General features: G+C 39.8%; 27 protein-coding genes. 9 read left to right on the top strand and 18 right to left on the bottom strand.

Features of this window, described 5'->3' with window-relative positions:
* The first annotated feature begins 202 nt into the window (after positions 1 to 202).
* Genes BN2425_RS07035 through BN2425_RS07045 form a run of 3 tightly spaced genes read left to right on the top strand, consistent with a single transcriptional unit; the run spans position 203 to position 3,523 of the window.
* A complete protein-coding gene (locus BN2425_RS07035) occupies positions 203 to 1,741 on the top strand; it encodes a glycosyltransferase (protein WP_042456820.1) in 1,539 nt (512 codons plus the stop codon).
* 46 nt (positions 1,742 to 1,787) lie between these two features.
* Positions 1,788 to 2,804, top strand: a complete 1,017-nt coding sequence (locus BN2425_RS07040; RefSeq protein ID WP_042456824.1) for a glycosyltransferase family protein — start codon at positions 1,788 to 1,790, stop codon at positions 2,802 to 2,804.
* Entirely contained in the window at positions 2,801 to 3,523 is a 723-nt protein-coding gene (locus BN2425_RS07045; RefSeq protein ID WP_042456828.1) for a glycosyltransferase family 2 protein, read from the top strand. Before BN2425_RS07040 ends, BN2425_RS07045 begins: the two co-directional genes overlap by 4 nt.
* 135 nt (positions 3,524 to 3,658) lie before the next feature.
* On the opposite strand, the gene BN2425_RS07050 is transcribed toward BN2425_RS07045, so the two are convergent.
* The 5 genes from BN2425_RS07050 to BN2425_RS07065 form a co-directional block, all read right to left on the bottom strand.
* Positions 3,659 to 3,919, bottom strand: a complete 261-nt coding sequence (locus tag BN2425_RS07050) for a hypothetical protein (RefSeq protein WP_042456832.1) — start codon at positions 3,917 to 3,919, stop codon at positions 3,659 to 3,661.
* Positions 3,920 to 4,071: 152 nt separating this feature from the next.
* The gene (locus tag BN2425_RS07055) at positions 4,072 to 5,388 is read right to left on the bottom strand and encodes a YheC/YheD family endospore coat-associated protein (RefSeq protein WP_195891910.1); all 1,317 of its coding nucleotides are present in this window, start codon (positions 5,386 to 5,388) and stop codon (positions 4,072 to 4,074) included.
* 186 nt (positions 5,389 to 5,574) lie between these two features.
* The gene (locus tag BN2425_RS22470) at positions 5,575 to 5,718 is read right to left on the bottom strand and encodes a hypothetical protein (RefSeq protein WP_154663471.1); all 144 of its coding nucleotides are present in this window, start codon (positions 5,716 to 5,718) and stop codon (positions 5,575 to 5,577) included.
* Positions 5,719 to 5,816: 98 nt separating this feature from the next.
* Positions 5,817 to 6,296, bottom strand: a complete 480-nt coding sequence (locus BN2425_RS07060) for an MltG/YceG/YrrL family protein (RefSeq protein ID WP_052352797.1) — start codon at positions 6,294 to 6,296, stop codon at positions 5,817 to 5,819.
* Complete coding sequence (locus BN2425_RS07065; protein ID WP_052352798.1) at positions 6,286 to 6,666, bottom strand: hypothetical protein; 381 nt, start codon at positions 6,664 to 6,666, stop codon at positions 6,286 to 6,288. The genes BN2425_RS07060 and BN2425_RS07065 overlap by 11 nt, the downstream gene beginning before the upstream one ends.
* 203 nt (positions 6,667 to 6,869) lie before the next feature.
* Between BN2425_RS07065 and BN2425_RS07070 the strand changes: the two genes are divergently transcribed.
* From BN2425_RS07070 to BN2425_RS07085, 4 genes are all read left to right on the top strand, one after another.
* A complete protein-coding gene (locus tag BN2425_RS07070; protein WP_042456839.1) occupies positions 6,870 to 7,136 on the top strand; it encodes a ferritin family protein in 267 nt (88 codons plus the stop codon).
* 23 nt (positions 7,137 to 7,159) lie between these two features.
* The gene (locus BN2425_RS07075; protein ID WP_042456842.1) at positions 7,160 to 7,504 is read left to right on the top strand and encodes a spore coat protein; all 345 of its coding nucleotides are present in this window, start codon (positions 7,160 to 7,162) and stop codon (positions 7,502 to 7,504) included.
* Between the two features lie 232 nt (positions 7,505 to 7,736).
* Positions 7,737 to 8,936: an iron-containing alcohol dehydrogenase gene (locus BN2425_RS07080; RefSeq protein ID WP_042456845.1), complete on the top strand. Its 1,200-nt coding sequence runs from the start codon at positions 7,737 to 7,739 to the stop codon at positions 8,934 to 8,936.
* Positions 8,937 to 8,962: 26 nt separating this feature from the next.
* A complete protein-coding gene (locus BN2425_RS07085; protein WP_042456848.1) occupies positions 8,963 to 10,333 on the top strand; it encodes an aldehyde dehydrogenase in 1,371 nt (456 codons plus the stop codon).
* Positions 10,334 to 10,380: 47 nt separating this feature from the next.
* Here the strand turns inward: BN2425_RS07085 and ftsH are convergent, their stop codons facing one another.
* The 3 genes from ftsH to BN2425_RS07100 all read right to left on the bottom strand — a co-directional run bounded on the left by ftsH (position 10,381) and on the right by BN2425_RS07100 (position 14,892).
* Entirely contained in the window at positions 10,381 to 12,213 is a 1,833-nt protein-coding gene (gene ftsH / locus BN2425_RS07090; RefSeq protein WP_042456851.1) for an ATP-dependent zinc metalloprotease FtsH, read from the bottom strand.
* A complete protein-coding gene (locus BN2425_RS07095; protein WP_042456855.1) occupies positions 12,210 to 12,842 on the bottom strand; it encodes a TetR/AcrR family transcriptional regulator in 633 nt (210 codons plus the stop codon). Before BN2425_RS07095 ends, ftsH begins: the two co-directional genes overlap by 4 nt.
* A gap of 112 nt (positions 12,843 to 12,954) precedes the next feature.
* On the bottom strand, positions 12,955 to 14,892 hold the full coding sequence (locus BN2425_RS07100) for an LTA synthase family protein (protein ID WP_042457154.1): 1,938 nt from the start codon (positions 14,890 to 14,892) through the stop codon (positions 12,955 to 12,957).
* A gap of 240 nt (positions 14,893 to 15,132) precedes the next feature.
* Here BN2425_RS07100 and BN2425_RS07105 point away from each other — a divergent pair, with 240 nt between their 5' ends.
* Entirely contained in the window at positions 15,133 to 16,296 is a 1,164-nt protein-coding gene (locus BN2425_RS07105) for a glycosyl hydrolase family 18 protein (RefSeq protein WP_042456858.1), read from the top strand.
* Positions 16,297 to 16,338: 42 nt separating this feature from the next.
* Here BN2425_RS07105 and BN2425_RS07110 read toward each other — a convergent pair whose 3' ends face one another.
* From BN2425_RS07110 to BN2425_RS07125, 4 genes are all read right to left on the bottom strand, one after another.
* Entirely contained in the window at positions 16,339 to 17,334 is a 996-nt protein-coding gene (locus BN2425_RS07110; RefSeq protein ID WP_042456861.1) for an LLM class flavin-dependent oxidoreductase, read from the bottom strand.
* A 1-nt stretch (position 17,335) separates the two neighbouring features.
* The gene (locus tag BN2425_RS07115) at positions 17,336 to 17,626 is read right to left on the bottom strand and encodes a DUF3219 family protein (RefSeq protein ID WP_042456863.1); all 291 of its coding nucleotides are present in this window, start codon (positions 17,624 to 17,626) and stop codon (positions 17,336 to 17,338) included.
* 235 nt (positions 17,627 to 17,861) lie between these two features.
* Positions 17,862 to 19,352, bottom strand: a complete 1,491-nt coding sequence (locus tag BN2425_RS07120) for a class I adenylate-forming enzyme family protein (protein ID WP_042456864.1) — start codon at positions 19,350 to 19,352, stop codon at positions 17,862 to 17,864.
* A 256-nt stretch (positions 19,353 to 19,608) separates the two neighbouring features.
* The gene (locus tag BN2425_RS07125) at positions 19,609 to 20,709 is read right to left on the bottom strand and encodes a metallophosphoesterase (protein ID WP_042456866.1); all 1,101 of its coding nucleotides are present in this window, start codon (positions 20,707 to 20,709) and stop codon (positions 19,609 to 19,611) included.
* A gap of 195 nt (positions 20,710 to 20,904) precedes the next feature.
* On the opposite strand from BN2425_RS07125, the gene BN2425_RS07130 reads away from it, so the two are divergent.
* Positions 20,905 to 21,267 carry a hypothetical protein gene (locus tag BN2425_RS07130; RefSeq protein ID WP_042456868.1) on the top strand — a complete coding sequence of 121 codons (363 nt, stop codon included), beginning with the start codon at positions 20,905 to 20,907 and terminating at the stop codon, positions 21,265 to 21,267.
* A gap of 44 nt (positions 21,268 to 21,311) precedes the next feature.
* On the opposite strand, the gene BN2425_RS07135 is transcribed toward BN2425_RS07130, so the two are convergent.
* The 6 genes from BN2425_RS07135 to BN2425_RS07160 form a co-directional block, all read right to left on the bottom strand.
* A complete protein-coding gene (locus BN2425_RS07135) occupies positions 21,312 to 22,106 on the bottom strand; it encodes an alpha/beta fold hydrolase (RefSeq protein WP_042456872.1) in 795 nt (264 codons plus the stop codon).
* A gap of 109 nt (positions 22,107 to 22,215) precedes the next feature.
* The gene (locus tag BN2425_RS07140) at positions 22,216 to 22,461 is read right to left on the bottom strand and encodes a hypothetical protein (RefSeq protein ID WP_042456875.1); all 246 of its coding nucleotides are present in this window, start codon (positions 22,459 to 22,461) and stop codon (positions 22,216 to 22,218) included.
* A gap of 113 nt (positions 22,462 to 22,574) precedes the next feature.
* Positions 22,575 to 22,853, bottom strand: coding sequence for a DUF1292 domain-containing protein (locus BN2425_RS07145; RefSeq protein WP_042456878.1), 279 nt, complete (start codon positions 22,851 to 22,853; stop codon positions 22,575 to 22,577).
* An 86-nt stretch (positions 22,854 to 22,939) separates the two neighbouring features.
* Positions 22,940 to 24,313 carry a nucleoside recognition domain-containing protein gene (locus BN2425_RS07150; RefSeq protein ID WP_042456881.1) on the bottom strand — a complete coding sequence of 458 codons (1,374 nt, stop codon included), beginning with the start codon at positions 24,311 to 24,313 and terminating at the stop codon, positions 22,940 to 22,942.
* A complete protein-coding gene (locus tag BN2425_RS07155) occupies positions 24,314 to 25,006 on the bottom strand; it encodes a FeoB small GTPase domain-containing protein (protein ID WP_042456884.1) in 693 nt (230 codons plus the stop codon). It lies immediately after the preceding gene.
* Entirely contained in the window at positions 24,996 to 25,250 is a 255-nt protein-coding gene (locus tag BN2425_RS07160; RefSeq protein ID WP_042456887.1) for a FeoA family protein, read from the bottom strand. The genes BN2425_RS07155 and BN2425_RS07160 overlap by 11 nt, the downstream gene beginning before the upstream one ends.
* Between the last annotated feature and the right edge of the window lie 95 nt (positions 25,251 to 25,345).

Below are 25,345 nucleotides of genomic sequence, written 5' to 3' on the forward strand. Positions count from 1 at the left end.
TGGAACCACCTAATCCATATAAGTTGTCATATTAATTAACCTATTCGGGTCCCTTAGATTAAGCAACGCGCCACTTGCCTAAATTTCTGTCATTCCTTTGTTTATGGTCCGGCAGCCTATCCCTTACCTAGTACCATTCACTCTGATTCGAATAGGATATAATGCGTCTGAAAAACGTATTTTTTGTATTGGGGGGAATCATGTGCACCAAGCAGCAAATAAAAGCAAATCTATTTTATTTTTTATCCCATGGATGGTGATGGGGGGCGCAGATAAGTTTAACCTCGACTTGATGAGATTTCTTAAAAGTTCAGGGTACAAAATTTTCGTTTGTACCACCGAACCATCAGGGAATGAGTGGCAAGACCGGTTTGAAACCTATACGGAAGCGATCTATCATTTTCCCAATCAACTACCTTTTGAGAAACGGCCAAAGTTTGTCCTTGAGTTAATGGAAAAAGAGCAAATTGATATCGTCTTTATTTCTAATAGTTACTTTGGCTATTATATCCTTCCGTGGCTCAAGGATAATAGCCCTAGGAAGTTTGTTGCTGTCGATTATATTCATATGGAAGAGTTATATTGGTGGGATGGCGGCTTTGCGAGGTTTTCGTCGACCGTTAGTGATTATTTGGACAAAACCTATGTGACGTTTGGAAAATTAAAACAACGACTTATTGATCGATATCATATTAAACCTGACAAAGTAGAAGTGGCCTACATTTGCATTGATGGTGAAGATGAATTTAATCCTCAGTTGATCCCTTTTGGGCAAATAAGGAACCAATTGCAAATCAATCACGATACGCCAGTCATCTTATTCCCATGCCGCCTCCACGTTCAAAAACGGCCTTACCTCATGTTAGAAATCGCAAAAAGACTAAAACAAAGAGGTAACCATTTCGTCATATGGGTAGTAGGAGATGGACATGAACGGTATAAAATGGAGAAACTCGTAAATGAATATGGACTGACTCAACAAGTTCAATTTTTAGGCAGTACTAGAGATGTACGACCTTATTACAGAGATGCCAATATGACACTCCTATGTTCCATACTTGAAGCTATCACTTTTTCCAGCTATGAATCGATGGCAATGGAAACACCCGTTCTTTCTTCGGATATTGGAGGACAATCTGAATTAATTACCCCCGAGACAGGTTTTATCCTTCCGACAACTATGGAAGAGACAGAAATATTTAATGAACAGTCCTATACATCGGAGGAAGCTGATTGTTTTGTTGAAGTCATTGAAACCTGCATAAGACAGCCTGAAATGTTGGAAGAAATGGGAAAAAATTGTCGGAAGCGTATTTTAAATACGTTTAAACAGGAAGAAATGTTTTATAACTTAGTAAAAGAAATCGAAGAATTGCAGCAAAAACAATATATAGGGAATATTCAAAGTGATTTAACAGATGCCCTATACGTTCTTACACATGATTACAATCATCAAAAATGGAATTTAGATCAGAAATTAGAACAAGTAAACCAATATAAGAATACTGAGTTTCTATCCAAAGCAGCTAGAAGATCAGCAGAGAAATATTTAACCTTAATTAGAAAAGAATTGAATCGCCACAAACATATTTTCGACGACACCTTCCATGCCCACTCTGTACGAAGCGGTGAAGCTAAAGTTTCGGAACAGCTTTTAAAAACATATATAAAAATGGAAATAACAAAGCGAATGGATTGGAAAATTGGTCATTATTTAAAAAAATTGAGTCAATTAAACTAATACTATAGGTTCTAAAAACACGCCATCCATCTAAAGGAGACATGACATGATTTTATGCACTATTGCGACCCAAAACCATCTAGCACGTGCTCTTGTATTAGCAGAATCCATAAAAAAATATATGCCCCAATTAAAAGTCGTTCTCTGCCTGTTAGAAAAGTCTCTTCCTAAAGAATTTAGTAACATTTCATTTTTTGACCGTGTTATTCTGGCGAAGGATTTGTTCGAACATAGTTTTGAAACAAAAATATTTAAATACAATGCTTTTCAATTAGCCAATTCTTTAAAGGCAAAACTGCTTTTGTATTCGCTAAAGGCCTTTCAACAGGAAGAATATTTCGTTTACCTTGATTCCGATATTGAAATGAAAATGTCAATCGAAGAGATCATTCATTGGTTTAAAGGACATGACATCCTTCTTACTCCACATCTTCTTAAACAACCGCAAAATGAGGAGTTAGAAATTCATGTTCAGCAAACCGGGATCTTTAACAGCGGTTTTGTTGCAGTCAAAAGAAGCGAAAATACAACGTCATTCCTAAATTGGTGGGATGAAAGATTAGAGGAATTCTGTTATTTAGATTTAAAAAAAGGAATATTTTACGATCAGAAATGGTTAAACTTAGCCCCCTGCTTTTACGATGTCTTTACCATTAGAAACCCGGGTTACAATATAGGAATTTGGAATATGGCTGATCGAGAGGTTGTCGAGATCGGCCAAAACTTGTTTGTATATAAAAATGAGCCAGTCCGGTTCATTCATTATTCGGGCTTATTAGGCAACGAATCTCAAACACTATCCCAGCGACTTAAGTCAACGATTGAAAACTACAATAATAAACTGGAAAGCTATAACCTTAATCAGCTAAAACAAATGGATTGGTCTTATAATTACTTTCACGATGGCACCAAAATTTCCGAAGACACGCGTAAAAACTATAGACAATTTTACGATTTTCTCAAAATCAAGCTTCATAATCCTTTTCAATATTCCAATCAATTCTTTAATCTAAAGAATATTAAGCAGTTCATTTCCGGTAAAGGAGCAGGCCTTAAATCATGATATCCGTTATAGCATGTACAAACAGGCCTAGATTTGTTTTGAATATAATAAAAAACTTTAGGAGGCAATCCATTAAGGACAAAGAGCTAATCATTATATTAAATACACTAGAGATTGCCGCTTTATCGGTTGAACAGCTAGTAGGTAAATATAAAATCAAATATAAGATATATCAATTTCCTGACCATATTTCCTTAGGAGAATGTTTAAATTTCGGCATTGAAACCGCATCGTTTGATATTGTTGCTAAATGGGACGACGATGACTATTATGGTCCCCATTATCTAAAAGAAGCTTACAATGCGTTGACATCACAGAATGCCGATATTGTCGGGAAAAGTACTTTTTATATTTGTTTTGAGAAAACAAGTGAACTTCGCCTATATAACCCCAACTCCGAAAATCAATGGATTATTAATCCTGGAAAAGAATTGTATAAAAAAAGGTATTTTTTTAGTGGTGCGACGTTGGTTTTTCATAAGAAAGTTTATAGCACCGTTCCCTTTCCACCTGTTAATCAAGGAGAAGATTATTTATTTCAGCAGCAATGCTTTTTGCATCAATTTAAAATGTTATCTCTTTCAAACCGATATTATGTTTACGTTAGATATGGATCACCCTACCATCATTCTTCAGATAGTAAAGAATCCATATTACGGAAACGAAGTAAATTTGTCAGTCCGGCCAACCCAATGGAATTGAACAGATTTGTTAATTAGGCAATTGACTTTATTAAAAGCTCTGTAAATTTGGCTGTTGATTTTCGCTCCAATCAACAGAGTTCAAAAAATTAACAGTATTGTTTAACAAAGTCTTATGAAAAAAGATGAGGGAGCTGAAGCCCCCTCATCTTTTTAACCTAGCAAATCGATTGTAAAACTCTCAACATCTTTGCAACGGGTCACCGTAATTCTTGTTGGAACAAAAGGAGTTGTTATACCTGTTTCAATAATTTTAATGCAACAGTCCTTCGTTACATCATCAAGTTCCCCTTCAATAATATCACCGGATTTTGTTCGGATACTGATCTCTTCATGTATGAATTTTTTCAGAATCCGGCATAAGCAATCTTTCTTGCAATCACAACAATCATGATGATCCTTTTTCACGCCCATATACTCTTTTTCCCTCCTAAAGTTTGTCTTCTTTCATACTCTATTCATATGGAGCCAAGCTGTAAGGGCAATTTACCTTTTAATTCACATTTTTAAATACATTGGAAACAAATTTATTCAAACTGTAAAGTTTACTGCACCTTAAAGGCACTCTAATCTCTTAAACTATCAGAGTGGAATCCCGCCAACGCCTTTGCATACAACAGTGGCATGCCTACTGTTTTCTCATACAATTCCTCGTCAATTTCCTCTATGAAGTTATGTTCATGAAATTTATTTGCCTCGAGTACCCATATTCTCTGTTGGTCATCTATTATCACATCAAGACCTAAATCTCCATATACTCCAAACGCAGCCTCTATTTGCATACAAACTTTTTTGCAAACTTCGATTAACTCATCTTGTTTTTTAGCTGCCTCGTCTGGTTTAAAATGAAAAAAGGTTTGTAGGGCTTCCAATCCGCTTACATGGGTTGGAGCATCATTAGTGATGATGCAATCTGGTTGGCTAAAACGTCCTAAAATGCCGGTGCAATTCCATTCACTTCTTTCATTTTTTTGCATAATGACTCGAAAATCGACTCTTTTCCGCCCATACGAGGCATGGGCGGCTTCTTGGATTAAATATTTTTTGGAAGGTAACATATGTCTACAAAATTTGTTTAGACCACCTTCCTTTGCTACCTGCATTTGTCCGTTTTCAAAACTGATTTCATACGTGTCTTCCTTTTTTTCGATCATATAAATTCCCTTTCCCAATGATCCATTTTGAGGCTTTAAATATACCTTTGGAATTAGGTTAAGGATTTCTTTAAAGAGGGCTGGATTTTTGTATTGATAGGTGGGCAAAACATACGGTTTCGTTTGGTCTGAAACTAACATGGCACAATGAAATTCCCATTTATCAAACATGTATGAATTGAAAATCTTGCCGTCGAAAGCTTTTGATACTGTTTTTCTCAAGTTTTTTGGGGGCTTTTTTCGAAGATAGATTGCATCTGGAAACGGGAAGGTGCCCTCATTCCAGTGTGACTCAAAGTCATTGCTTGGATTGTAATAAAGTCCTTTGACAGTTTTTGTGTCCCAATCGAAATCTTCCCAATAACATAAATACACCAATCCATTGACTTTTTGATACTGTTTAAAATACGGTGCTAATCGCTTCAGTCTCTTTTCCGTAAATTTATGGCCCGTTAATACCATTCCAATCACAGGTCCGAATTGGATTTCCTGTCCATTTACCACCAGCTCATACGATAAATCAGGAAGATCAAAAGGCAATTCTAATTGTGAGCTTAATCCAATTGACAGTTCGCCAATAAGGTCCGTTTGCTTCACCATCATCTGCTTTTGCCATTTACCGATATGGACTACATAATTGACACTTTCATTTAATTGATGCTCCATCATTTTTGCTCTGGAAAAAAATATATGATCGGGCGCCCCTTCTTCCATCCATTGAATCTTCAAAAGAACCACACATCCTCTTATCTGTTCTATAGACTCCATATAAGACAGTTTATTCGCCAGTTTCTTTAATCGTGGGGGCTATTTGGTAAATAGGAAGGACAGCGTTTTTTGATTTGAAGTAGAAAGGCTGCCTTTTTGAACTAACAGGCAGCCTTTTGGTATATCGTCCTTAGATCAATTTTATCATTAAGGTTCTATTTTTCTTGTGACATTATTATCCGTTGAGGCAAATTCCGTTCCATATTTTCCTGAAGAGCCTGCTTGGTGCCTGGATGCCTCAGCTTGATTATCCTCGATCGAGCGGGAGTTTTGCTTTTTATTCTTTGCCATCCGTTTATTCACCTCCTCAGGTTAATATAACCAAAAGGTAATGGGATATGAAAAAATAAAAACGCCAATGGCAATCGGCCATTGGCTGGAATTCTTTATTAATTACCGTAAATTGTTGAAATGATTTGGTCGTAGCTCATGCTGCTATCGACAGTGTAGGTTCCTGTCCGCAAATTGTTAACTAAACCTCTTTGCTCGATATCTGATGCAAACTGAAACGCATCGTCAATCAGTTTTCCATCTCTTAGGATCCGTCCGACATCAATGCTCCCCATTCCATCCGTTACATTGACAACGACTTGTGTCGGAGGTTGAGCGGGAGTTTCGGCGGGAGCGGCAGGTTGCTCCTGCTGTGTTTGTTGTGCATCTGCATTCGCGTTATTTTGCACCTTCGGTTGGACTGTGTAACCAGCAGCTGTCAATTTGTTCACCATTTCCTCTTCAGAAAGCGCAACTTTTTGTGTGGTTTTAGAAGAAGCTTTCGAGACTTCACTATCTCCATTCAAGTAAACAATCCCAAGAATACCTGTAGCAATAAATATCCCTGCAGCAAAACTGCTTATTGTACTAATTTTCATTGACAGCTTGTCTCCTTTCTTCCCTTTCCGATAGATAAGGAGCAAGCAAATAACTGATTTCACTCTCAGGCACTTGTTTCATCTCGGCAATACTTTTAATAGAATAGTTTCGTTTATATAAGTCTAGGATTTCGCGTTTCAAGGTTCTTTCATCGGCAGAAAGTTGAAGGCCCGCTTCTGTACTCACTACTTCGAGGTCGAGTTCTAGATTTCGAATCGACTCTCTAATCTCATTTACATCTTTCATAACCGCCACATGGATTAAATCGATCTGTTTGTTTTCTTTCACTGATGCTTTTTTGGTCATAAAAATGGAAACGATCAATAATATAGCAGATCCTCCAAACAAAATAGCTAATGCTAATTCCAAAATGTTATCCTCCTTCTTTAGGGAACTATCGCTACATTCCCCTATTATACATGGAAAGGGATAATTTTTCGATTATATTCGACTAATTCCAACAAAAGTCATAGTATTTTAACAAATTGAGCCAACATGAACCCATTTCTTACATAAATAGTCTTATCCTTGCTTAACCTATACATGATATAAGACTGAAAGGAGATTTTTCTATGGAAAGTACTCAAGCACCAATTCCGAACCCGCCGCGTGCGATTACGTCAAAAGACATTCTTTATTTAAAAGATGCCTTGTCCTGGGAGCTTTTGGCGTTCAAAAAGTTCCATTTCATGGCCCAGCAAGTCAGCAATGATGAAATTAAACAAGCTTTGGACAAAGCAGGTAAAATGCATCAGGACCATTATCAAAGAATCTTGACCCATCTGCAAGTCAACAACGATGAAGCCATGGCTAACCTGCCAAACACTCAGCTAAATTAATACTGAAAAGGAGGTTACTTCAAATGCAAAATCAACAAAGTCAAAACGGCAATAAAATTGCTAATCCACAAACTGGACAGCTGCCTAAAGTTAAAACACCAGAAATGAACGACCGTGATTTTATCAATGATGGGCTTAGCACTTGCAAATATCTGACCGACAGCTTGAATATAGCTGTCCGTGAAGCGAGCCATGAACAGCTATATTCGGATCTGCTGCAAATTCTGACTGAAACACATCAAAGCTGCCGTGAAATGTACAACTTAATGTTTAAGAATGGCTGGTATAAGCTTGAAGCAGAAGAACAACAAAAACTTGATCAAGCTTTCCAGCAATTCAGCAACTATTCTTCGCAATTTCCTTACTAAAGGAACCTTCGTTTAGGAAAAGTGGAATCGCTCCTGCATCTTATGGCAGGGGCTTCCCTTCCTTCATTATCCTATCCCTAATTTACCTGATTATTTTCTGAGATAATTTTACTGAATATTTAATATATTAAAAATATCTATTGACATCGCTTCAATAAGTACGATAACGTATCATCAAAGACTATATTAGTTTGGTACTCTATAAAAAACTAATCAAAACGGGGGAAATGGTATGTATAAGGTGTTTTGCCGGACGTTTCAAGGTGTTATGAAGTTTACCTCTTCCTTTCTGCCTTGGCGTGAACCGGAGCTGCTTGTGGGAGAGAATAGTTTAAAGAAGCTGCCGGGCCTGATTAAAAGCCAAGGAATTGAAAGCGTTTTAGTCGTAACAGATAAGGGAATTAGCTCTATCGGCCTAATGGATGAATTTCTACAGGGGTTGAAAAATGAAGGCATAAGCTTTGTCATCTATGATGAAACCGTTCCAAACCCAACAATTGATAACATTGAGGATGCCCTTAAGGTCTATCACCAAAATAACAGTAACGGACTCGTGGCCTTTGGCGGGGGCTCCCCTATGGATTGTGCAAAGGGCGTGGCCGCGCGGGTTGCCCGCCCTAAAAAGTCAATTCCCCAAATGAAGGGTGTTCTAAAGATAATGAAAAAAGTCCCGCCGCTGTTTGCCATTCCAACAACAGCTGGAACCGGAAGCGAAGCGACACTGGCGGCGGTTGTTTCAAATAGCGTAACACATGAAAAGTATGCCATAATGGACACAGCTCTTATCCCCCATTTTGCGGTACTGGATCCTGTCCTAACCGTAAATTTGCCAAAGCACATTACCTCGACTACTGGGATGGATGCCTTAACACACGCAGTGGAAGCTTATATTGGCAGAAGCAACACAAAAGAAACGATCCAATACAGTAAAGAAGCGATTACCTTGATTTTTGAAAACTTATATGAATGTTATTCAAATGGTTCAAATATAGCGGCTCGAGCGAATATGCAAAGAGCTGCCTATCTCGCAGGTATGGCATTTACTCGCGCCTACGTTGGGTATGTACATGCTATTGCCCATACGCTAGGCGGATTTTACTCCGTCCCCCACGGGTTGGCGAACGCAGTGATTTTGCCTTATGTCCTGGAGTACTACGGGGAATCTGCGCATAAACCACTTGCAGAGCTGGCGGAATTAGTCGGTTTAGGGAAACCGGGAGATTCAGAGCAGCAAAAGGCAACTGCCTTTATCACTGCGATTAAAGAGCTGAATAGTAAAATGGACATTCCAACCAAAATTAATGGAATCAAAGAGAGCGACTTACCGGTTATGGTTGAACGGGCATTAAGCGAAGCAAATCCGCTTTATCCTGTACCGAAAATACTGTTTAAGGATGACATCTTCCAGTTATATGAAACGATAAAAGCTTAATCAGGTTTGATTATGGAGGTTACAAGATGGAAAACTACCATGGAATAGTGGCCAAACAAACGGCATTTTTTCATACAGGAAAAACGAAAGACCTTTCGTTTCGTTTAGAAGCCCTGCAAAAGTTACGAATGTCGATTAAACAAAATGAGAAACAGTTAATGGATGCATTACGGGCTGATTTAAATAAATCTGAATTTGACGCATACACGGCGGAAATCGGCTTTGTTCTGGAAGAACTGAGGTTTACAATTAAAAATTTAGAATCTTGGGTCAAGCCGCAAAAAGTAAAAACCCCCATTACGCATATGGGATCACAAAGCTATATTTATTCTGAACCATATGGGGTCGCTCTGATAATAGCGCCATGGAATTATCCTTTTCAATTGGCAATCGCTCCGTTAATCGGTGCAATTGCTGCTGGGAATTGCGCCGTGATCAAGCCTTCAGAATTGACACCTGTCACTTCAAAACTATTGGGAAAATTGGTTGGTGAACTATTCCCTGAAGAGTTTATTGCTGTTATTGAGGGCGGTGTTGAAACGAGCCAAGCACTGTTAAACGAGAGATTCGACTATATCTTTTTCACCGGAAGTGTGCCTGTCGGCCGGATCATCATGGAAGCAGCAGCAAAACATTTAACGCCGGTTACATTGGAACTTGGAGGGAAAAGTCCTTGTATCGTACACGAAGATGCCAATATCAAACTGGCTGCTAAACGAATTGCCTGGGGCAAGTTTACCAATGCGGGACAAACTTGTATTGCTCCTGATTATCTTTACCTCCATAAAGCCGTAAAAGAAGAGTTTTTGCAGCAATTTAAAGAAGCCATAACAGAGCTTTATGGTGCAGAACCGCTTAATAATCCTGATTTTACCCATATTGTCAGTGAACGGCATTTCAACCGATTAACCTCTTTCTTGGATAATGGGAAAATTTCTATTGGCGGGAAGACTATACCTGATTCACTGATGATCGAGCCCACGGTATTAACGGATATTACCTGGGAAGATCCGGTGATGCAGGATGAAATCTTTGGCCCGATACTTCCGGTTTTGTCATATTCCAATCTGTCAGAGGTAATTGAAGGAATCCACCAACATCCTAAGCCGCTGGCATTTTATATCTTTACGGAAAACTCTAGCGTCCAGCAACAAGTGTTGGATCGTGTCTCGTTTGGCGGCGGCTGCATTAATGATACCGTCTACCATTTCGTCTCCCCTCACCTGCCGTTTGGCGGTGTAGGAAATAGCGGAATTGGTTCATATCACGGTAAAGGCAGCTATGATACGTTCTCACATAAAAAAAGTGTCCTAAAGCAGACCACACGTTTCGATATCCCTTTCCGCTATCCGAATGTAAAAGACGGCTTGAAGAAAATTAAACTGTTTATGAAGTAAAAAAACCTTGCGTGCATGTCAGCGCGCAAGGTTTTTTCTTGTACTTATTAAATCTCTGCCGTTTTTGCTTCTAAAATTTTCATAAATTCCTCGCCAGTAATGGTTTCTTTTTCTAATAGGAATTTTGTTAATTCATGTAATTTATCTTTATTTTCTTCTAAAATCCGAATGGCTTTTTGATGACAGGATTTAATGATATTCAATATTTCAGCGTCAATTTTTGCTGCTGTATCCGCTGATACCAACAGGGAGGTGTCCCCGCCAAGGTACGGGTTATTGACTGTTTCTAATGCCATCATATCAAATTCATCACTCATTCCGAATCGAGTAACCATGGCTCTAGCGATCTTGGTAGCCTGTTCGATATCATTGGATGCACCAGAGGTAATCGTTTTATTAATGATTTCTTCAGCAGCACGACCACCCATGAAAGTCGTTATTTTATCCAATGCTTGTTCTTTTGTCATCAAGATGGTTTCATGCTCATCCACTTGCATCGTGTAGCCTAAAGCACCGGAAGTCCGCGGGATGATTGTAATTTTATGGACTGGAGCTGAATGGCTTTGTTTGGCCGCTACTAATGCATGACCGATTTCGTGATAAGCAATCGTTAATTTGTCTTTCATGGATATAACAGCATTTTTCCGTTGATAGCCGGCAATGACAACCTCAACTGACTCCTCAAGGTCGCTTTGGTTGACTTTAGTTCGCCCCATTCGAACGGCTCTAAGGGCAGCTTCATTGATAATATTGGCTAAATCCGCTCCCGAAGCACCAGATGTCGCCCGTGCGATTACATTGAAATCAACGTTGTCTTCGAGCTTTACCTTTGCAGCATGAACCTTTAGGATCGATTCACGGCCGGCAAGGTCAGGTAATTCTACCGGTACCCTGCGGTCAAACCGTCCAGGCCGTAATAGGGCTTTATCAAGGGTCTCCGGCCGGTTAGTAGCCGCCAGGATGACAACGCCTTTATCAGGGTCGAACCCGTCCATTTCTGTTAACAGCTGATTGAGGGTTTGTTCCCGTTCATCATTGCCTCCCATCATACCTGAATTCCGGCTTTTCCCGATTGCATCAATTTCATCGATAAAAACAATACATGGGGCTTTTTCTTGAGCTTGTTTGAATAAGTCTCTTACCCGGGCAGCCCCCATCCCCACAAACATCTCTACAAATTCCGAACCGGAAATCGAGAAAAATGGCACTTTTGATTCACCTGCTACTGCTTTTGCCAATAACGTCTTACCAGTACCAGGAGGTCCCACTAACAAAGCGCCTTTTGGAATGTTGGCCCCAATCTCTCGATATTTTTTAGGGTTGTGGAGAAAGTCGACAATTTCTTGCAATGCTTCTTTCGCTTCGTCTTGCCCTGCCACATCCTTAAATGTGATGCCTGTCTGAGCTTCTACATACACTTTGGCATTGCTTTTGCCGAAGGAAAGGGCACCGCTCCCCCCTCCTAGCCGATTTTGCATTCGTTTCATCAGCCACTGGCCAATGGCAATAAAAATAAGGAATGGAAGAATCCAAGACAAAATAAAGTTTAACAATGGTGAGGTTTCTCTCGGAATGACCTTGGTGAACTTGACATTGGCGTCATGCAGCCTGGTCACTAACTGCGGGTCATCAATGACACCTGTTTTGTACAACTTGACTTTATTTGTTTTGACGGGTTTAAACATAATCGTGTTGTCATTAATTTCTACTTCCTTTACTTTCCCATCTTCCACCATATTTAAAAATGTCCCGTAATCAACCTCTTTTACGGAATGCTCCATAACCGCTGGAAAAATAAAGCTATTTAAAAGCAAAAGGATGACGATCGCAATTCCATAGTAAAACAATATCGGTTTTTTGGGTGGTTTAATTTCTTTCATGAAGTTCCCCTCGATTCTCTTTCTAAATGCCGGACAAGTCCAGATTTTAATAAAGTTAATTCTAACCGGTACCTCCGTAACGCCTCCTCATTGGGTAATTCTTTGGCGAATTTTTCCACAATATTCCGAAAGGTGACCGCTGAGATGATCTGCAATAAATGATTAAGTTCCTCTTCACTTGAAAAGTTTAAAATGCTGGTATTCAACAAGGAACTAAGCACTTTTAAATTATTATTCGTTTCATGTTCTTTAAAAATCCTCGAAAAAGTACTTTCGATCCGGTAGGTCATATTTAAAAACGCATTCCGAAAAAAATGGACATTTTCTTCTTCCTCAATAATTATTTGAAAAAACTCTTGCATGGTATCAAACAAGTCTCCATTATATTTTTTTATAAGGGTAAAAAATTGATGATTGATACATGCTACAAAATCATTAAGGATGAAGAAAAATGCATCTTCCTTGTCTTCAAAGTATTGATAAAAGCTGCCGCGTGGGATGCCTGCAGCTTTTACAATATTGGAAATCGATGCATCGTATAACGGAACTCTTGAGAACTCTTTTTTAAGCGAAAGAATTAAGGTAGCTCTCTTATCTTCCGGCAGATTAAAAAAAGTGACTTTGGGCATGGTTTCCCTGCTTTCTCCGATTTTAATAGGATTGTGACACCTTGTCATAATAAACTTATAATATATGACAAGGTGTCATAAGTCAATTATTAACGACACCTTGCCATTTCAGTTATTTTTTCGTGATTCTGTTGGCTTGTGTATTCTTATAGTTATAATCGGACCGATCAACCGGTTTAAAGTTCTGAGGAGTATAAAAACGTAATAAATCTCCATTTACCACCTGATCGGAGAACGCCAATTTCGTTTCAACCTGGTTTTGGTATTCCTTTGCCTCTTTAAGTTTATCTATGCCCACCAACAATCCAGTCACAGAATCATAAAATTTACCCTTAACGGAGATGATCGTGGGGCTTACATAATCCCCGTTCCTAAATGGAATCAGTTCATCATGTTTTTCCGAAAATAAATCCGTGCCAAATTGAACATATTCTTTGCTGTCCATACCTTGGAGATGCAGCAAGGTCGGAAGAAGGTCGATTTGCCCAGCATATTCATGGTTCACGCCGCCTTGCATGCCTGGCACACGAATGAATAAAGGCACCCGCTGCAAATTAGAACTTTCAACAGGTGTAATCTCCTTCCCTAAAACCTGCTCCATGGCTTTATTATGGTTTTCGGAGATCCCATAATGATCACCATACATGATGATCATCGAGTTGTCATACAGTCCAGATTCTTTTAAGTAGTCAAAGAATTGTTTAAGGGCCTCATCAGCATATCGGGCTGTTTGGAAATACTGGTCAACTGAAGGGTCACCCGTGGTATGAGGGGCAATGGTTATTTCTTCTTCATCCATCTCATAAGGATAATGGTTAGATACGGTAATAAATTTTGTATAAAAAGGCTGTGGCAATGTGTTTAGCAGCGATATCGACTGCTCGTAAAACGGTTTATCCTCTAAGCCGTAGTCAGCTAGATTTTCTTCGTCCATCTTATAATAATTTTCGTCAAAAAAGTAATCATAGCCAAACGACTTGTAGATTTCGTCGCGGTTCCAAAAGCTTCCTGAATTTCCGTGGAAGACCGCGGAAGTGAAGCCCTGCTGCCCTAAGATAGCCGGTGCGGCTTGGTACGTATTTAGTCCCTTTGTCGTAAACGCGGAACCTTGTGGCAGTCCATATAAGGAATTTTCCAAAATAAATTCCGCATCGGCAGTCTTGCCTTGACCTGTTTGATGGTAAAAATGGTCAAAATAAACTGTGTTGGCTTCGTTGGTCAGCGAGTTTAAGAATGGTGTCACCTCTTCGCCGTTTAGGCGGTAATTAATTAAGAAGTTTTGTATGGATTCTAGATGAAGATAAATCACATTCATCCCTTTTCCTGCCCCAAAATAAGCTGGATTCGGTTCAGCGTAATTAGATTGAGTATAATTCATTACCTCTGTTGTATCGTCGCTGTCTGCCATAACCCTTTGAGCAGAGGCTTTAGTGCTGTTAACTGCATCGTATAGAGTATAATTGTACATACCTAAATATTTCACAATATAATTACGGTCAAAACCTCTTGTTAATAATTCTGGCCGGTCATTTTCTGCTATCCCAAGATTAAAAAAGGATATACCAAATGAAAAAGCAAATATAGAGGCTGTTTTCGAGCGGCTCATGTCTTTTTGCTCGATTTTAATAATCCGAAAAGCAAGCAGTAACATCAAGGCAAATACATCAATAAAGAATAAAAAGTCATACGGTTTTAATAAAGAAACGACACTCCCGCTTACATCGCCGAAATTTTGTGTTTGGGTCAGTGTTGGCAATGTTATAAAGTCATTGAAAAAACGGTAGTACACGACATTGGCAAACAGTAGAAAAGATAACAGCAAATCAATGGAGAGCAGGCAAATGTACTTTTTTCTTCCCTTGAAGAATGAGGCAAACCCTAAGAACAACAATGCAGATCCTAGAGGGTTAAAGAATAAAAGCACTTTCTGCAAAGAATTATCTATTCCTAAATCAAACTGGGTCAATTGTGCTAAGTAAGTTTTCATCCATAAAAGGACTGCAGTTAAAATGAAAAAACCAATATATTTATTAATTGGCTTCTGAATCATATTAAAAAAATACGGCAATTTGTAACACCTTCCACACTATGTTCATTTTCTCTATCTCTGAATTTTTCTTATTTTACCAATTCATTATGAACAATCTATGAACAAACTTTAAACTATAAAGACATACATTTATGTTTAAACAAATTTAAAATAACCAAAAGGTGAATGTTACCAGCTAAATCTCCTCCTGATTTCTGATACAATTTTAATGTTTATGAATGAAATAGGGGGATAATTTGAATGAAAAAAAGACATTTCCTCCTAACATTGGTAATCATGGTTACCTTCGTTGGAGGAATTTTAATTGGAGTTTTACTTTCTGGCCATGATGATTCGTCCGTTGTAAATAAAACCACGAAAACAATGCCTGGAAGAGAAATAAAGGTGGAAGAGAAACAATTACCTAAAGTGGAGAAGGATGCTTCGAAAGTTCTGATTGGCTATGTCCAGGATTTTCGCGATCCTAATATGATAGATTATGAGAAATTGACACATGTGATTTTTTCCTTTGCCCATCCCACTAAGGATGGCAGTTTCACGCTGACTGGGGACCAAGCGTTAGATAATCTTCGGACCATTGTGTCTAAGAGCAAAGAAACCAATACGAAGGTCATGCTTGCTATTGGCGGATGGTATCACATGAATGGCGGCGAGTCTTATGATTACTTTAAACCGGCGATAGCTAACCCTGACTCACGGGCAAAGCTAGTGAACGAGCTGGTTAGTTTTGCTGAGCGAGAAAAGCTTGATGGAATTGACATTGATTTTGAGCACCCTCATTCAGCAGAGGATGCCCAGTACCTCGCAGCGTTTGCAAAGGAACTTAGCGACCGTCTTCATCCTGAGGGTAAGGAGCTATCGATTGCAGTCTATGCCAAAATTCACGCCGTAACGCTGACGGAAACCAACTTTGTAAAATATGAACCATCGATGTTTCAATCTGTGGATCATGTCAATATTATGGCCTACGATGGCCAGTGGGATGATGGGTATCATGCCGCTAATTTATCGCCCTATCCCTATACGGAGAAAATCGTCAACTATTGGGCCTCTTTCTTTGATGAAAATCAATATTCAAAAGAAAAGCTCGTATTAGGTGTTCCGTTTTATGCCCAGCCGGAAGACCCGAATAGTAAACAGGTCTCATTTGCCGCCATTATGAAGCAAGATCCGAATAATGCGGCTAATGATATGGTGAGCATGAATGGCACAACTTATTATTATAACGGTGCCGAAACCATGAAAAAGAAAACCGCTCTTGCAGTTGAACATGGGTTCGGCGGGATGATGCTTTGGGAAGCCGGCCTTGATGCCCAGGGGCCGCTTAGTCTGACAGAATCGATTGCTCAGTCATTAGAAGATTCTCAAAAATCTCCTGTTAAATATTATAGTGTTAAACCATAGGAAAAGGCTGTATCCACGAAAATGAGAGGATACAGCCTTTTTTTAAAATGCCGCTTTGCTTAGTAATTGATAAGAACGTAATCGGTCTTTAGGGTCATGAGTTATTGTCACGATCATGATTTCGTCTGCCTGATATCTGGCTTGAATCTCCTCTAACTTCTGATAAACCTTTTTGGGTCCACCAATTAACACTTTCTGCCTCATTTTATTTAATGTCTCATGGTCCTTAGCAGCTAACGGATAATTTTTGGCACGTAGAATGGACGGAACTCCCTTATCCCTCTCCCCTTTGCTGCTTTGCAATGACCAGATCAGACTGCTTAAGGCAACCTCTTCGGCTTTTTCATCTGTTTCTGCGCAGATTGCGGAAACAGTTAAGATAACATATGGTTTATCACCTTGTTTCCGGGCTTGAAAGCTAGACAAATAATTCTGAATGATGGTTTCTCCTTCGGAGTCGCTCATAAACTGGCCGAAAACGTAAGGCAATCCAAGTTCTGCAGCAAGTAACGAGCTTTTTTTGCTCGTTCCTAACAGCCATGGCTGCGGTGATACTGGCGGAATGGGTGCTGCTGAAAGGCTTGCAAATTCATGGCCTTCAGGGAAATCCCTATATAAAAAATGAAGCAAGTCCTTTAGTTTGTCGGGAAATGCCCATACATTTTGCAAAAAATGGTCAGACAGAGCGTTCGTTGCCTCAGCAGAACCACCTGGAGCCCTGCCAATGCCAAAATCAATCCGATTAGGAAATAAAGTGGCTAGCAGGTTAAACACTTCTGCCATTTTATAAGGTTTGTAATGTGGCAATAATACGGCACCCGAACCAATTCTGATTTTTTCTGTGTTGGCTCCAATATATGGAAGTATGACTTCAGGTGCAGGGCATGCGAGACCGGGCAAGTCATGATGTTCGGCAATCCAGTACCTGGTATATCCTAATTTCTCACCCGCTTGGGCTAACTGTAAAGAGGCATTCAATGCCTGTTGGGCCGTTTGGTTGGCAGAAATCGGGGCTTGGTCTAATATGCTTAATTTCATTTTAGCTTCCTTCTTTCATTTCTAGCAAGGATAACGAAAAGTCTCCTGTTTGCCCTTTTTCATAAAGATTGGTAAAAGATGTGAAGTACTGGTGAATTGTTCCAGTAAAAGATAAATTTTGCTCCGGCACATGGACTTGGAAGGTTCCTTTGTAGAGTAAAGTTGTTATATCATGATACTGGTCGCTCGTTACTTTAAACTTTACGGAAATCAATTGTAATCCATTTACCTGATCTTCTTCGTATTGATAGACATCTATCTCTGTATCATTTAATAATATCATGTTTACCATTTCGGATGACTCCTTATACTTTTTTCTACATCATAGCAGTTGAACTTTGTAGCGACAAATTTCCGGTTTGTTTTTGTTAATAAGCAAAAAGAACAGCCCGATAGCTGTTCTTGTCGCGGTTATATATTTAATAATTTTTGTTCTCATGACCCGTCATGAGGACAAAAATTAATAGTTTTGCCTTGGATTTGTCCTCATGGAGCTCAGGTCAAAAGCTGAGCCGGGCAGCATAAGTCTATTTTTTCCTTAACGGAGTTTTTAATATTTTGCCGGTAGTTGTCTTAGGAAGTTCTGTTAGGAAATAAATTCTCCTTGGAACTTTATAGTGAGCCAGCTGCTGTTTACAGTAGGCAACTATATCTTCTGGGGTTTGCTCCGTCCTGGTAACTACATAAGCTGCTACTTCTTCACCGAATACAGGGTCCGACTCACCGACGACCGCACATTCTACAATTTCGGGGTGAGTGTATAGAACCTCTTCCACTTCCCTAGGGTAAACATTGTAGCCACCACGGATAATCATGTCTTTTTTGCGGTCGACAATGTAAAGATAACCTTCTTCATCCTGACGGCCTAAATCGCCAGTGTAAAGCCAGCCGTCTTTTATTGTTTCATTGGTTTCTTCTGTCTTTTTGTAATAGCCCTTCATCGTATTCAGACCTTTAAAAATAATCTCTCCCACCTCGCCAACCGGTACTTCTTTTCCAGAGGGGTCGACTATTTTGAGGTCTATTCCTGGCAGCGGCACTCCTACGGAGCCAGGTTTCTTGGTGATTTCATCCGGGAAACAGCTAATCATCACAGTGCTCTCTGTTTGACCATAGCCCTCGCCGATTTCCACGCCCATTTCGGTTTTTACTTTTTCTAAAATTTCAACCGGTAAACTGGCGCCTCCGGACCCGGCAATTCGCAAGCTTGAAAAATCAAACTCTTTAATACGGGGGGAATGAACAAACATGGTATACATGGTCGGTACCCCAAGAAATACAGTAATCCGATTTTCTGCAATTCGCTGCAAAATCACATCGGGGATAAACCGTTCTTCCAGATAAATGGTAGAACCCTTTAATACACATTGCAGAAGCCCTTGCAGCTTAGCATAGGCATGGAACAAGGGAAGCACAACTAAAACTCGGTCTTCCTTCGTTAATGCTAAAATTTCCGCACTTGTTTGGGACATCCATTCGAGATTGCCATGGGTAATAATCGCCCCTTTTGGTTTTCCTGTAGTGCCGGAAGTATAGATAATTTGGGCATCGTCATTTGACGTTTTAGGTTCCGGCCAAAAATCAGCCGAATGGCCGTTGACCGCTTCCCAATGGATAAACCTATCAACAGAAGGCAAGGAAAAGATTTGCTTTACTGTAGAAAATTGCGAAGCAGACTTTTGTACCTCAGCCAGGCCGACCTCATCTACTATTAATGCCTCCACTTCAGCATCATTTAAAATATAAACGATTTCACTAGATTTAAACGTCGGATTGATCGGTACCACTGTTGCCCCAATCGCTAACAAAGAAAAGTAGGCGATTGCGTATTCTGGCTTATTGGCCATCATCAGTGCTACATGAGAACCATTTTGCAAGCCATATTTCTTTAATCCTGCCGCTTTTTCTTTTACAAGTTCTGCTAGTTCCTGATACGACAAGCTTGCATTTCTAAAAACGATGGCTGGATGTGTTGGTAGTTCATTAGCCGTGTTTAATAGAATTTGACTAATATTCAAATCAATTCCCCCTTTATTTTTTGAAAAATATGATAGGCATATAGTCATAATGTATGCGCTTTCGAATAGTTCTATGAGACTGGCAGACTAAACATTCTATATATTCTTTACGCAATATATTTGTTCCTGCAAAAAAATGGAAAAAGCAAGAAGATCTATCGAATATCGACTAGATCTTCTTGCTTTTCATTATTTAAGGCTCTGTTATATATGGCTGTTGTGATTTCCGCTCCAATCAATATCGTTCAACAGAGCCTTATTTAAAACTGATGTCAATTTGGACAACTTCTGATTTAGTTCCAATCCTAAGCGGTGTCCCCCAAAAGCCATATCCAGATGAAACAATGCTTTGCAGCTGGCCCTTTTTGAGATAGCCCCAATCATTCTCATAAATTCTATTTGTTACAAGGTTTCCCGGGAAAATCTGTCCTTGATGGGTATGGCCTGAGAGTATTAAGTCCACACCATTCCTTTTGGCAATATCTAGGTCATAGGGCTGGTGCTCCAGTAATATAACAGGCTTAGTCGGATTGGTTTGCACCATGAGTTCAGATAAGGCCATCCGTTTTACGTCCTGATAGCCTCTGTCTTTTCTGCCGACTAAGGTGATGCCGTTATCCAGTTCAACTACTTCATCGGCTAACAGTTTCATGCCGCTGTTGTTAAAAGTCTTGATCAGATCAACATTGGGATCCTCCCGGTCATGGTTACCAAGTGAAGCATATACTGGAGCCTTGATTTTCTTTAGAATATCCGGAATCCCCTCCTTCAGATAGGGGTCTATATCATCACTAATCATATCTCCGGGCAACAGCACTAAATCAGGATGTAACGAATTAATCATCCTTACAAGTTTTTCCGCCTGCCCACTTCCAACCATGTAACTAAAATGCAAATCCGATGCCATCACAATTTTATAATTTTTTTCCCCTTCTACTTGCTTAGGGATACTAATTTTATAACTTGTGACAACAGGGTGATAGGCAGTAAAAACGCCCACAGTGAATAAGCACGCTGCAATCAATAGGGTTATAATCCCTGCCCACTTTATCGCCTTATCTCTGGCTATGTTTGTAAACTTTATTAGGTAAACCGTTAGATTCACAAGTGGCAGTAAGATCATGAAGATGTAAAACAGTCCAAGCCAGATGGCGCCCGTCCAGTTGATCAAGTTGTGATCTCCTGCCCAGCGGCTGATAATAAACGAATAAGCAAACAGCACCAGTAAAATCCAGTACAAATATTTAAGCCGTCTTTTTATACCGTTAAATATCGATTTTAGCCACTTTAAGCCATTCCATCCTATGTAGAAAATAAGCAAATTATATATTAAGAAGACGACGATAAATAACCACATGCAAGGATCCCCTTTAACAAGATGTCTTACCATTATTAGACATTATTTTCATAAAAATAACAACAAATTGGGTCTCAGACACCAAATTGTCAAAAAAATCACCCTTTGTCGAAAGATTTTCGGCGGTTTTTGAAGGATAATGTCGATAGCGGGAGAATAGTTTAATAGTCTTAAATTACCAGAGGAGGAAATTAGATGAAAAAGTTAGTCATGCTGATTTTTGGGGTGTTTATTGCATTAGCATTGTTTACTGTAACTGGGAGTCCCGTGCAGGCGGCGGAACCTGATGATGATTGTACGTGTCACGATTTGCTCCCAATAACAGGTGCGGAGAGGAATAAAATCGTTGCCAAGTTTCTTAGCAGTCAAGAATTTCAAGCAAAAAAAGCTGAACTTCTTGCAACAGGCCATACATGGAATGGTGCGCATACCATCGAAGTTATCCTTCCTGCAGGAAGCGTAACGATGGTTGGTGTGCCATTTGTCGATGCAGACGGAGTGCCATTAATGTATGCATTTGTGAATGGGATGTTCGTAGGTACAGCACCAGTTGAATGATGAAAAAATCCTTCCCCATCTAAAGGGAAGGATTTTTTTAATTTTTAAGAGCTAAAAACAGTGTCTGAAAATTTCTTAATGATAGAAATAAGTTCTTCGGGGTTCTCATACATGCTCATGTGCCCAGCGTCCTTTATCAATGCATGTTTAATGTTAGTTTTGCTGACTGAAAAAGTTTTGTCAGGAGATACAATTCGGTCGTTTTCACCAGCGATTAAAAGAACTGGTAAGCCGGTTGCTTCTAATACAGAATTTCGGTCTGGACGATTTTTCATGGCAATCAAGGTATCCATGGCTCCTTGAGGTGAGGTGGAATACCCAATTTCTTTGGCGGCCGCAACATAAGGTTTGTTGGAATTTTCAGTGGCAAATAGGTTTGGTACCAGCCCTTCAACAAAAGAATGGATTCCATTCTGGTTGATTCTTTGCACGTTGGCTTCTCTGTTCTTTTTCGCCTCTTCTGAATCAGGAAAAGCAGTTGAATGAACGATTGAAAATCCCTTCAGCCTATCTAAGTATTTTTCCGCAAATGCCAACGTGATATATCCCCCCAGTGAATGTCCTAACATAATCACGTTCTGCACATGTAGCTCATCGAGGAAACCAAGTATGATTGCCGCTAGATCCTCCATTGTGCATGGTGCTCTCAGTACCTCTGATTGCCCATGGCCGGGTAAATCCGGAGCGATGACCCGGTAATTTTTCGTAAGTACCGGGACTACTTCTTGCCAATAACCCGAACTGCCACAAAAACCATGCAGCAGGACAATTGGGAAGCCTTCCCCTTCATCCATATACGATATAGCAGTGTCCTGGACCACTACACTTTTTTTACCCATACCTCTCACTCCTTAAAAAATGCATTTTTAATAATTCTCGTTTCGTATTCAAATACCCTTTAAGAGTTGCAAGAAATGAAAAAAGAGAGGTTTTCCCTCCCTTTAATGGTTAACTGATTTGCTCTTCTTCACCTGTAGCAAGCAGTGTCCGTTTATGTGGAATAATCGTTAAATTCGATCGTTTAAGCAGATAATTTAAATGATCAATCGGCATAGACCCATGACCTTTACCTTCACTCAAGGTAAATTGAACCGTCACTCCATTGTTCGTGGTTACCGTCAACGATTCAGCCGAATTAAAGTTCCCTTGGATTACCTTCGAAATCTGATACTTGGTCCCTTCTACAATAGACATTATGCCTCTCCTTTTTATTATGATTCTCTTACTACTATTCCCTTTCCAATTTTATACATACATAAATTTTCCAACCGTTTAGCCCATGAAAAAAGAGAGGGTCCTTCCCTCTCTTATGCATCCTCCATCTCTTCATCCATCATTTCATCGAACGTGGCTGAAACCTTATCGAATTCCTCATCACTTTCGATAGCGGAAAAATCACCGTCTTCATCGACTTTCAAGAAAAAGATGTCGATGTCCTCTTCCTCTTCCTGTCTAATATCTTCTACAAATCCAACCGCCACATAATCGGCATCATCAATGGTCATCACACCTAAAACTTCTACTTCCTGCTCCTCATTATTCTCATCGCTGATTGTAAAGATTTCTCCCACTTCAATGTTGGGCATCAAATTTCCCTCTCTTCATGTAAGATTTTCTACCTTTCACATTATTTCTAAAAGGGAAAAGAATTAAACCAAGAAAAGGAACCCTATTAAATAACCCCGAGCATTTTGGCGGACTGGGTAATCACCAGCGGTACGATAATGGCGATTACGGTTGGTATCGCAAAAGCTACAAACGTCCATTTTTTACTTTTCGTTTCCTTGTAAATATTAATTAAAGTAGTCCCGCATGGGTAATGGAGCAAGGAAAATAGCATCATATTCAAGGCTGTCAACCAAGTCCACCCGTGGTCTAGAAATATCTTCTTTAAGTCAACAAGGCTGTCAACTTCCGTCAACGAACCTGTTGACAAGTAGCCCATCAATAAAATCGGAAGGACAATTTCATTGGCCGGCAACCCCAGAATAAACGCCATGAGAATATAGCCATCCAACCCGAGCAATTTACCGAACGGTTCCAAAAACTGTACTCCGTACATCAAAATGCTGGTATCGCCTATATAGATATTGGCAAATACCCAAGTAAGAACAGCGGCCGGTGCTGCTACTTTCACAGCTCTTACAAGGACTGACCATGACTTTGTTAGTGAAGAACGTATGACCGTGTCAAAAATCTTCGGTTTGCGATAAGGAGGCAATTCTAATGTATAATGAGTCGGGACGCCCTTAAGAGCTGTTTTGGAAAGAATCCATGAAACAAAGAATGTAACGACGACCCCGAACATCACAATTCCGATAATGACAGCGGTAGTGACAAGAGATTGGACACCGCCTGTGAAATTGGCTGCCATAAATAAGGATGCTAATAAAATCAATGTCCCCCACCTGCCATTGCAAGGAACAAAGTTATTCGTCAGGATGGCAAGCATCCGTTCCCGTGGGGACTCAATAATCCGTGTTGAGATGACAGCCGCTGCATTACAGCCGAAACCCATCGCCATTGTTAAAGATTGCTTGCCGTGAGCACCGACCATTTTAAAGATCCGGTCCATATTAAATGCGACACGCGGCAAATATCCGTAATTTTCCAAAAGGGCAAACGTCGGAAAGAAGATAGCCATCGGAGGGAGCATGACGCTAATCACCCAGGTGGTACCTCGGTATAATCCTAAAACAAGTACACCATGGAGCCAGTTAGGTGCATGAACAAAATGAAAAAAGGCGGTTAAATAGGGTTCTAATGATCCAAAGAAGTCAGCTAGCAGAGAAGATGGTATATTTGCACCCGCAATGGTGATATAAAACACGACTGCTAACATGACCAGCATGATGGGGAAACCAAATATCGGGGAAGTCAAAAGCCGATCAAGTTTTTCCGTTCGGATATCAGTTTTATCTTTTGTATAACGAATCCCATGTTCGCATAGTTTACGGCTCTGTTCGTACAACTGCTGGACAATTTCATCCCTTAGTTTTGGAGTGGACAATTCCCGTGCCTCTGATAACAACTGGTCGATTCCCATTTATGAAGTCCCCTCTCTAACTAAATATTTATTTAACTCATCCAGCAATGCCTCATCCCCGTCGAGCAATCGGAGGGCAACCCATCTTGAAGATAAACGGTCACCGATAATCGCTTTTACCTTTGGTTCCATCTTCTTGATTTGCTCCTCTATTTCATCTGAATATGTGATAGTCATCGGATGACATTCAATTTTTCCAGTAACGATCCGGTCAAGCGTATCTAACAGCAAAGGAAAACCGGTTTTGTTCCGTGCAGAAACTTTAATGACTGGAACCCCGAGTTTACGAGTCAATAGCTTCTCATTAATGTGGATTCCCTGCTCCTCAGCCATATCTATTAAATTAATGCATATGACGACATTTTTGGCCATTTCCAAAACCTGTAAGGCTAAATTAAAATTCCGTTCCAACGAGGTGGCATCCAATACGACTAGCGTAACATCTGGTTGTTCAAACACAATGTAGTTTCTAGCCGTCTCTTCGTCTTTTGAGTTTGAAAACAACGAATACGTACCGGGAAGGTCTATCAAATGAAAGGTTTTATCTTTATACGCAACCGTCCCGCTAGCTAGGGTAACCGTTTTACCAGCCCAATTTCCAGTGTGCTGTCTGAGACCTGTTAAGGCATTGAACAACGTTGTTTTGCCGGTGTTAGGATTCCCGGCTAAAGCGATGCGATATTCATTTCCCATTGGACATCAGCTCACCTTCAATTTTCATGCTTTCCTCTTTTCTCAAAGCAATGGTTGTCTGGCTGACACGATAGGCAATCGGATCGCCTAACGGGCTTTTCCTGACTACTTCAACATCAGCTCCTGCAACAAATCCTAAATCTAGTAGTCTTCTTCTCATGACACCATCTAATTGAATGGACGTTATTTTTATGACATTCCCTTTTTCCGCCTCCGCTAATTTAACAACTTTTGAACCATCCATTTCTCTTTCCCCCTTTTAAAAGTTTTTGCCAAGTGCAACTTTTTGTTAATTATATTCCATAAAAAACCATTTTGTCACGCAGAATGAAAAAAAAC

The organism is Neobacillus dielmonensis (assembly GCF_000612665.1).
Classification (GTDB): Bacteria; Bacillota; Bacilli; order Bacillales; family Cytobacillaceae; genus Neobacillus; species Neobacillus dielmonensis.

What these genes read in the sequence shown, in the direction of transcription:
- BN2425_RS07085 (WP_042456848.1), top strand. Translation starts at nt 8,963, where the DNA reads ATGGAAAACTACCATGGAATAGTGGCCAAACAAACGGCATTTTTTCAT.
- BN2425_RS07115 (WP_042456863.1), bottom strand. Translation starts at nt 17,626, where the DNA reads ATGGTAAACATGATATTATTAAATGATACAGAGATAGATGTCTATCAA.
- BN2425_RS07075 (WP_042456842.1), top strand. Translation starts at nt 7,160, where the DNA reads ATGCAAAATCAACAAAGTCAAAACGGCAATAAAATTGCTAATCCACAA.
- ftsH (WP_042456851.1), bottom strand. Translation starts at nt 12,213, where the DNA reads ATGAAAGAAATTAAACCACCCAAAAAACCGATATTGTTTTACTATGGA.
- BN2425_RS07135 (WP_042456872.1), bottom strand. Translation starts at nt 22,106, where the DNA reads ATGGGTAAAAAAAGTGTAGTGGTCCAGGACACTGCTATATCGTATATG.
- BN2425_RS07130 (WP_042456868.1), top strand. Translation starts at nt 20,905, where the DNA reads ATGAAAAAGTTAGTCATGCTGATTTTTGGGGTGTTTATTGCATTAGCA.
- BN2425_RS07155 (WP_042456884.1), bottom strand. Translation starts at nt 25,006, where the DNA reads ATGGGAAATGAATATCGCATCGCTTTAGCCGGGAATCCTAACACCGGC.
- BN2425_RS22470 (WP_154663471.1), bottom strand. Translation starts at nt 5,718, where the DNA reads ATGGCAAAGAATAAAAAGCAAAACTCCCGCTCGATCGAGGATAATCAA.
- BN2425_RS07045 (WP_042456828.1), top strand. Translation starts at nt 2,801, where the DNA reads ATGATATCCGTTATAGCATGTACAAACAGGCCTAGATTTGTTTTGAAT.
- BN2425_RS07070 (WP_042456839.1), top strand. Translation starts at nt 6,870, where the DNA reads ATGGAAAGTACTCAAGCACCAATTCCGAACCCGCCGCGTGCGATTACG.
- BN2425_RS07150 (WP_042456881.1), bottom strand. Translation starts at nt 24,313, where the DNA reads ATGGGAATCGACCAGTTGTTATCAGAGGCACGGGAATTGTCCACTCCA.
- BN2425_RS07145 (WP_042456878.1), bottom strand. Translation starts at nt 22,853, where the DNA reads ATGCCCAACATTGAAGTGGGAGAAATCTTTACAATCAGCGATGAGAAT.
- BN2425_RS07095 (WP_042456855.1), bottom strand. Translation starts at nt 12,842, where the DNA reads ATGCCCAAAGTCACTTTTTTTAATCTGCCGGAAGATAAGAGAGCTACC.
- BN2425_RS07100 (WP_042457154.1), bottom strand. Translation starts at nt 14,892, where the DNA reads ATGATTCAGAAGCCAATTAATAAATATATTGGTTTTTTCATTTTAACT.
- BN2425_RS07080 (WP_042456845.1), top strand. Translation starts at nt 7,737, where the DNA reads ATGTATAAGGTGTTTTGCCGGACGTTTCAAGGTGTTATGAAGTTTACC.
- BN2425_RS07040 (WP_042456824.1), top strand. Translation starts at nt 1,788, where the DNA reads ATGATTTTATGCACTATTGCGACCCAAAACCATCTAGCACGTGCTCTT.
- BN2425_RS07060 (WP_052352797.1), bottom strand. Translation starts at nt 6,296, where the DNA reads ATGAAAATTAGTACAATAAGCAGTTTTGCTGCAGGGATATTTATTGCT.
- BN2425_RS07110 (WP_042456861.1), bottom strand. Translation starts at nt 17,334, where the DNA reads ATGAAATTAAGCATATTAGACCAAGCCCCGATTTCTGCCAACCAAACG.
- BN2425_RS07125 (WP_042456866.1), bottom strand. Translation starts at nt 20,709, where the DNA reads ATGTGGTTATTTATCGTCGTCTTCTTAATATATAATTTGCTTATTTTC.
- BN2425_RS07105 (WP_042456858.1), top strand. Translation starts at nt 15,133, where the DNA reads ATGAAAAAAAGACATTTCCTCCTAACATTGGTAATCATGGTTACCTTC.
- BN2425_RS07140 (WP_042456875.1), bottom strand. Translation starts at nt 22,461, where the DNA reads ATGTCTATTGTAGAAGGGACCAAGTATCAGATTTCGAAGGTAATCCAA.
- BN2425_RS07160 (WP_042456887.1), bottom strand. Translation starts at nt 25,250, where the DNA reads ATGGATGGTTCAAAAGTTGTTAAATTAGCGGAGGCGGAAAAAGGGAAT.
- BN2425_RS07050 (WP_042456832.1), bottom strand. Translation starts at nt 3,919, where the DNA reads ATGGGCGTGAAAAAGGATCATCATGATTGTTGTGATTGCAAGAAAGAT.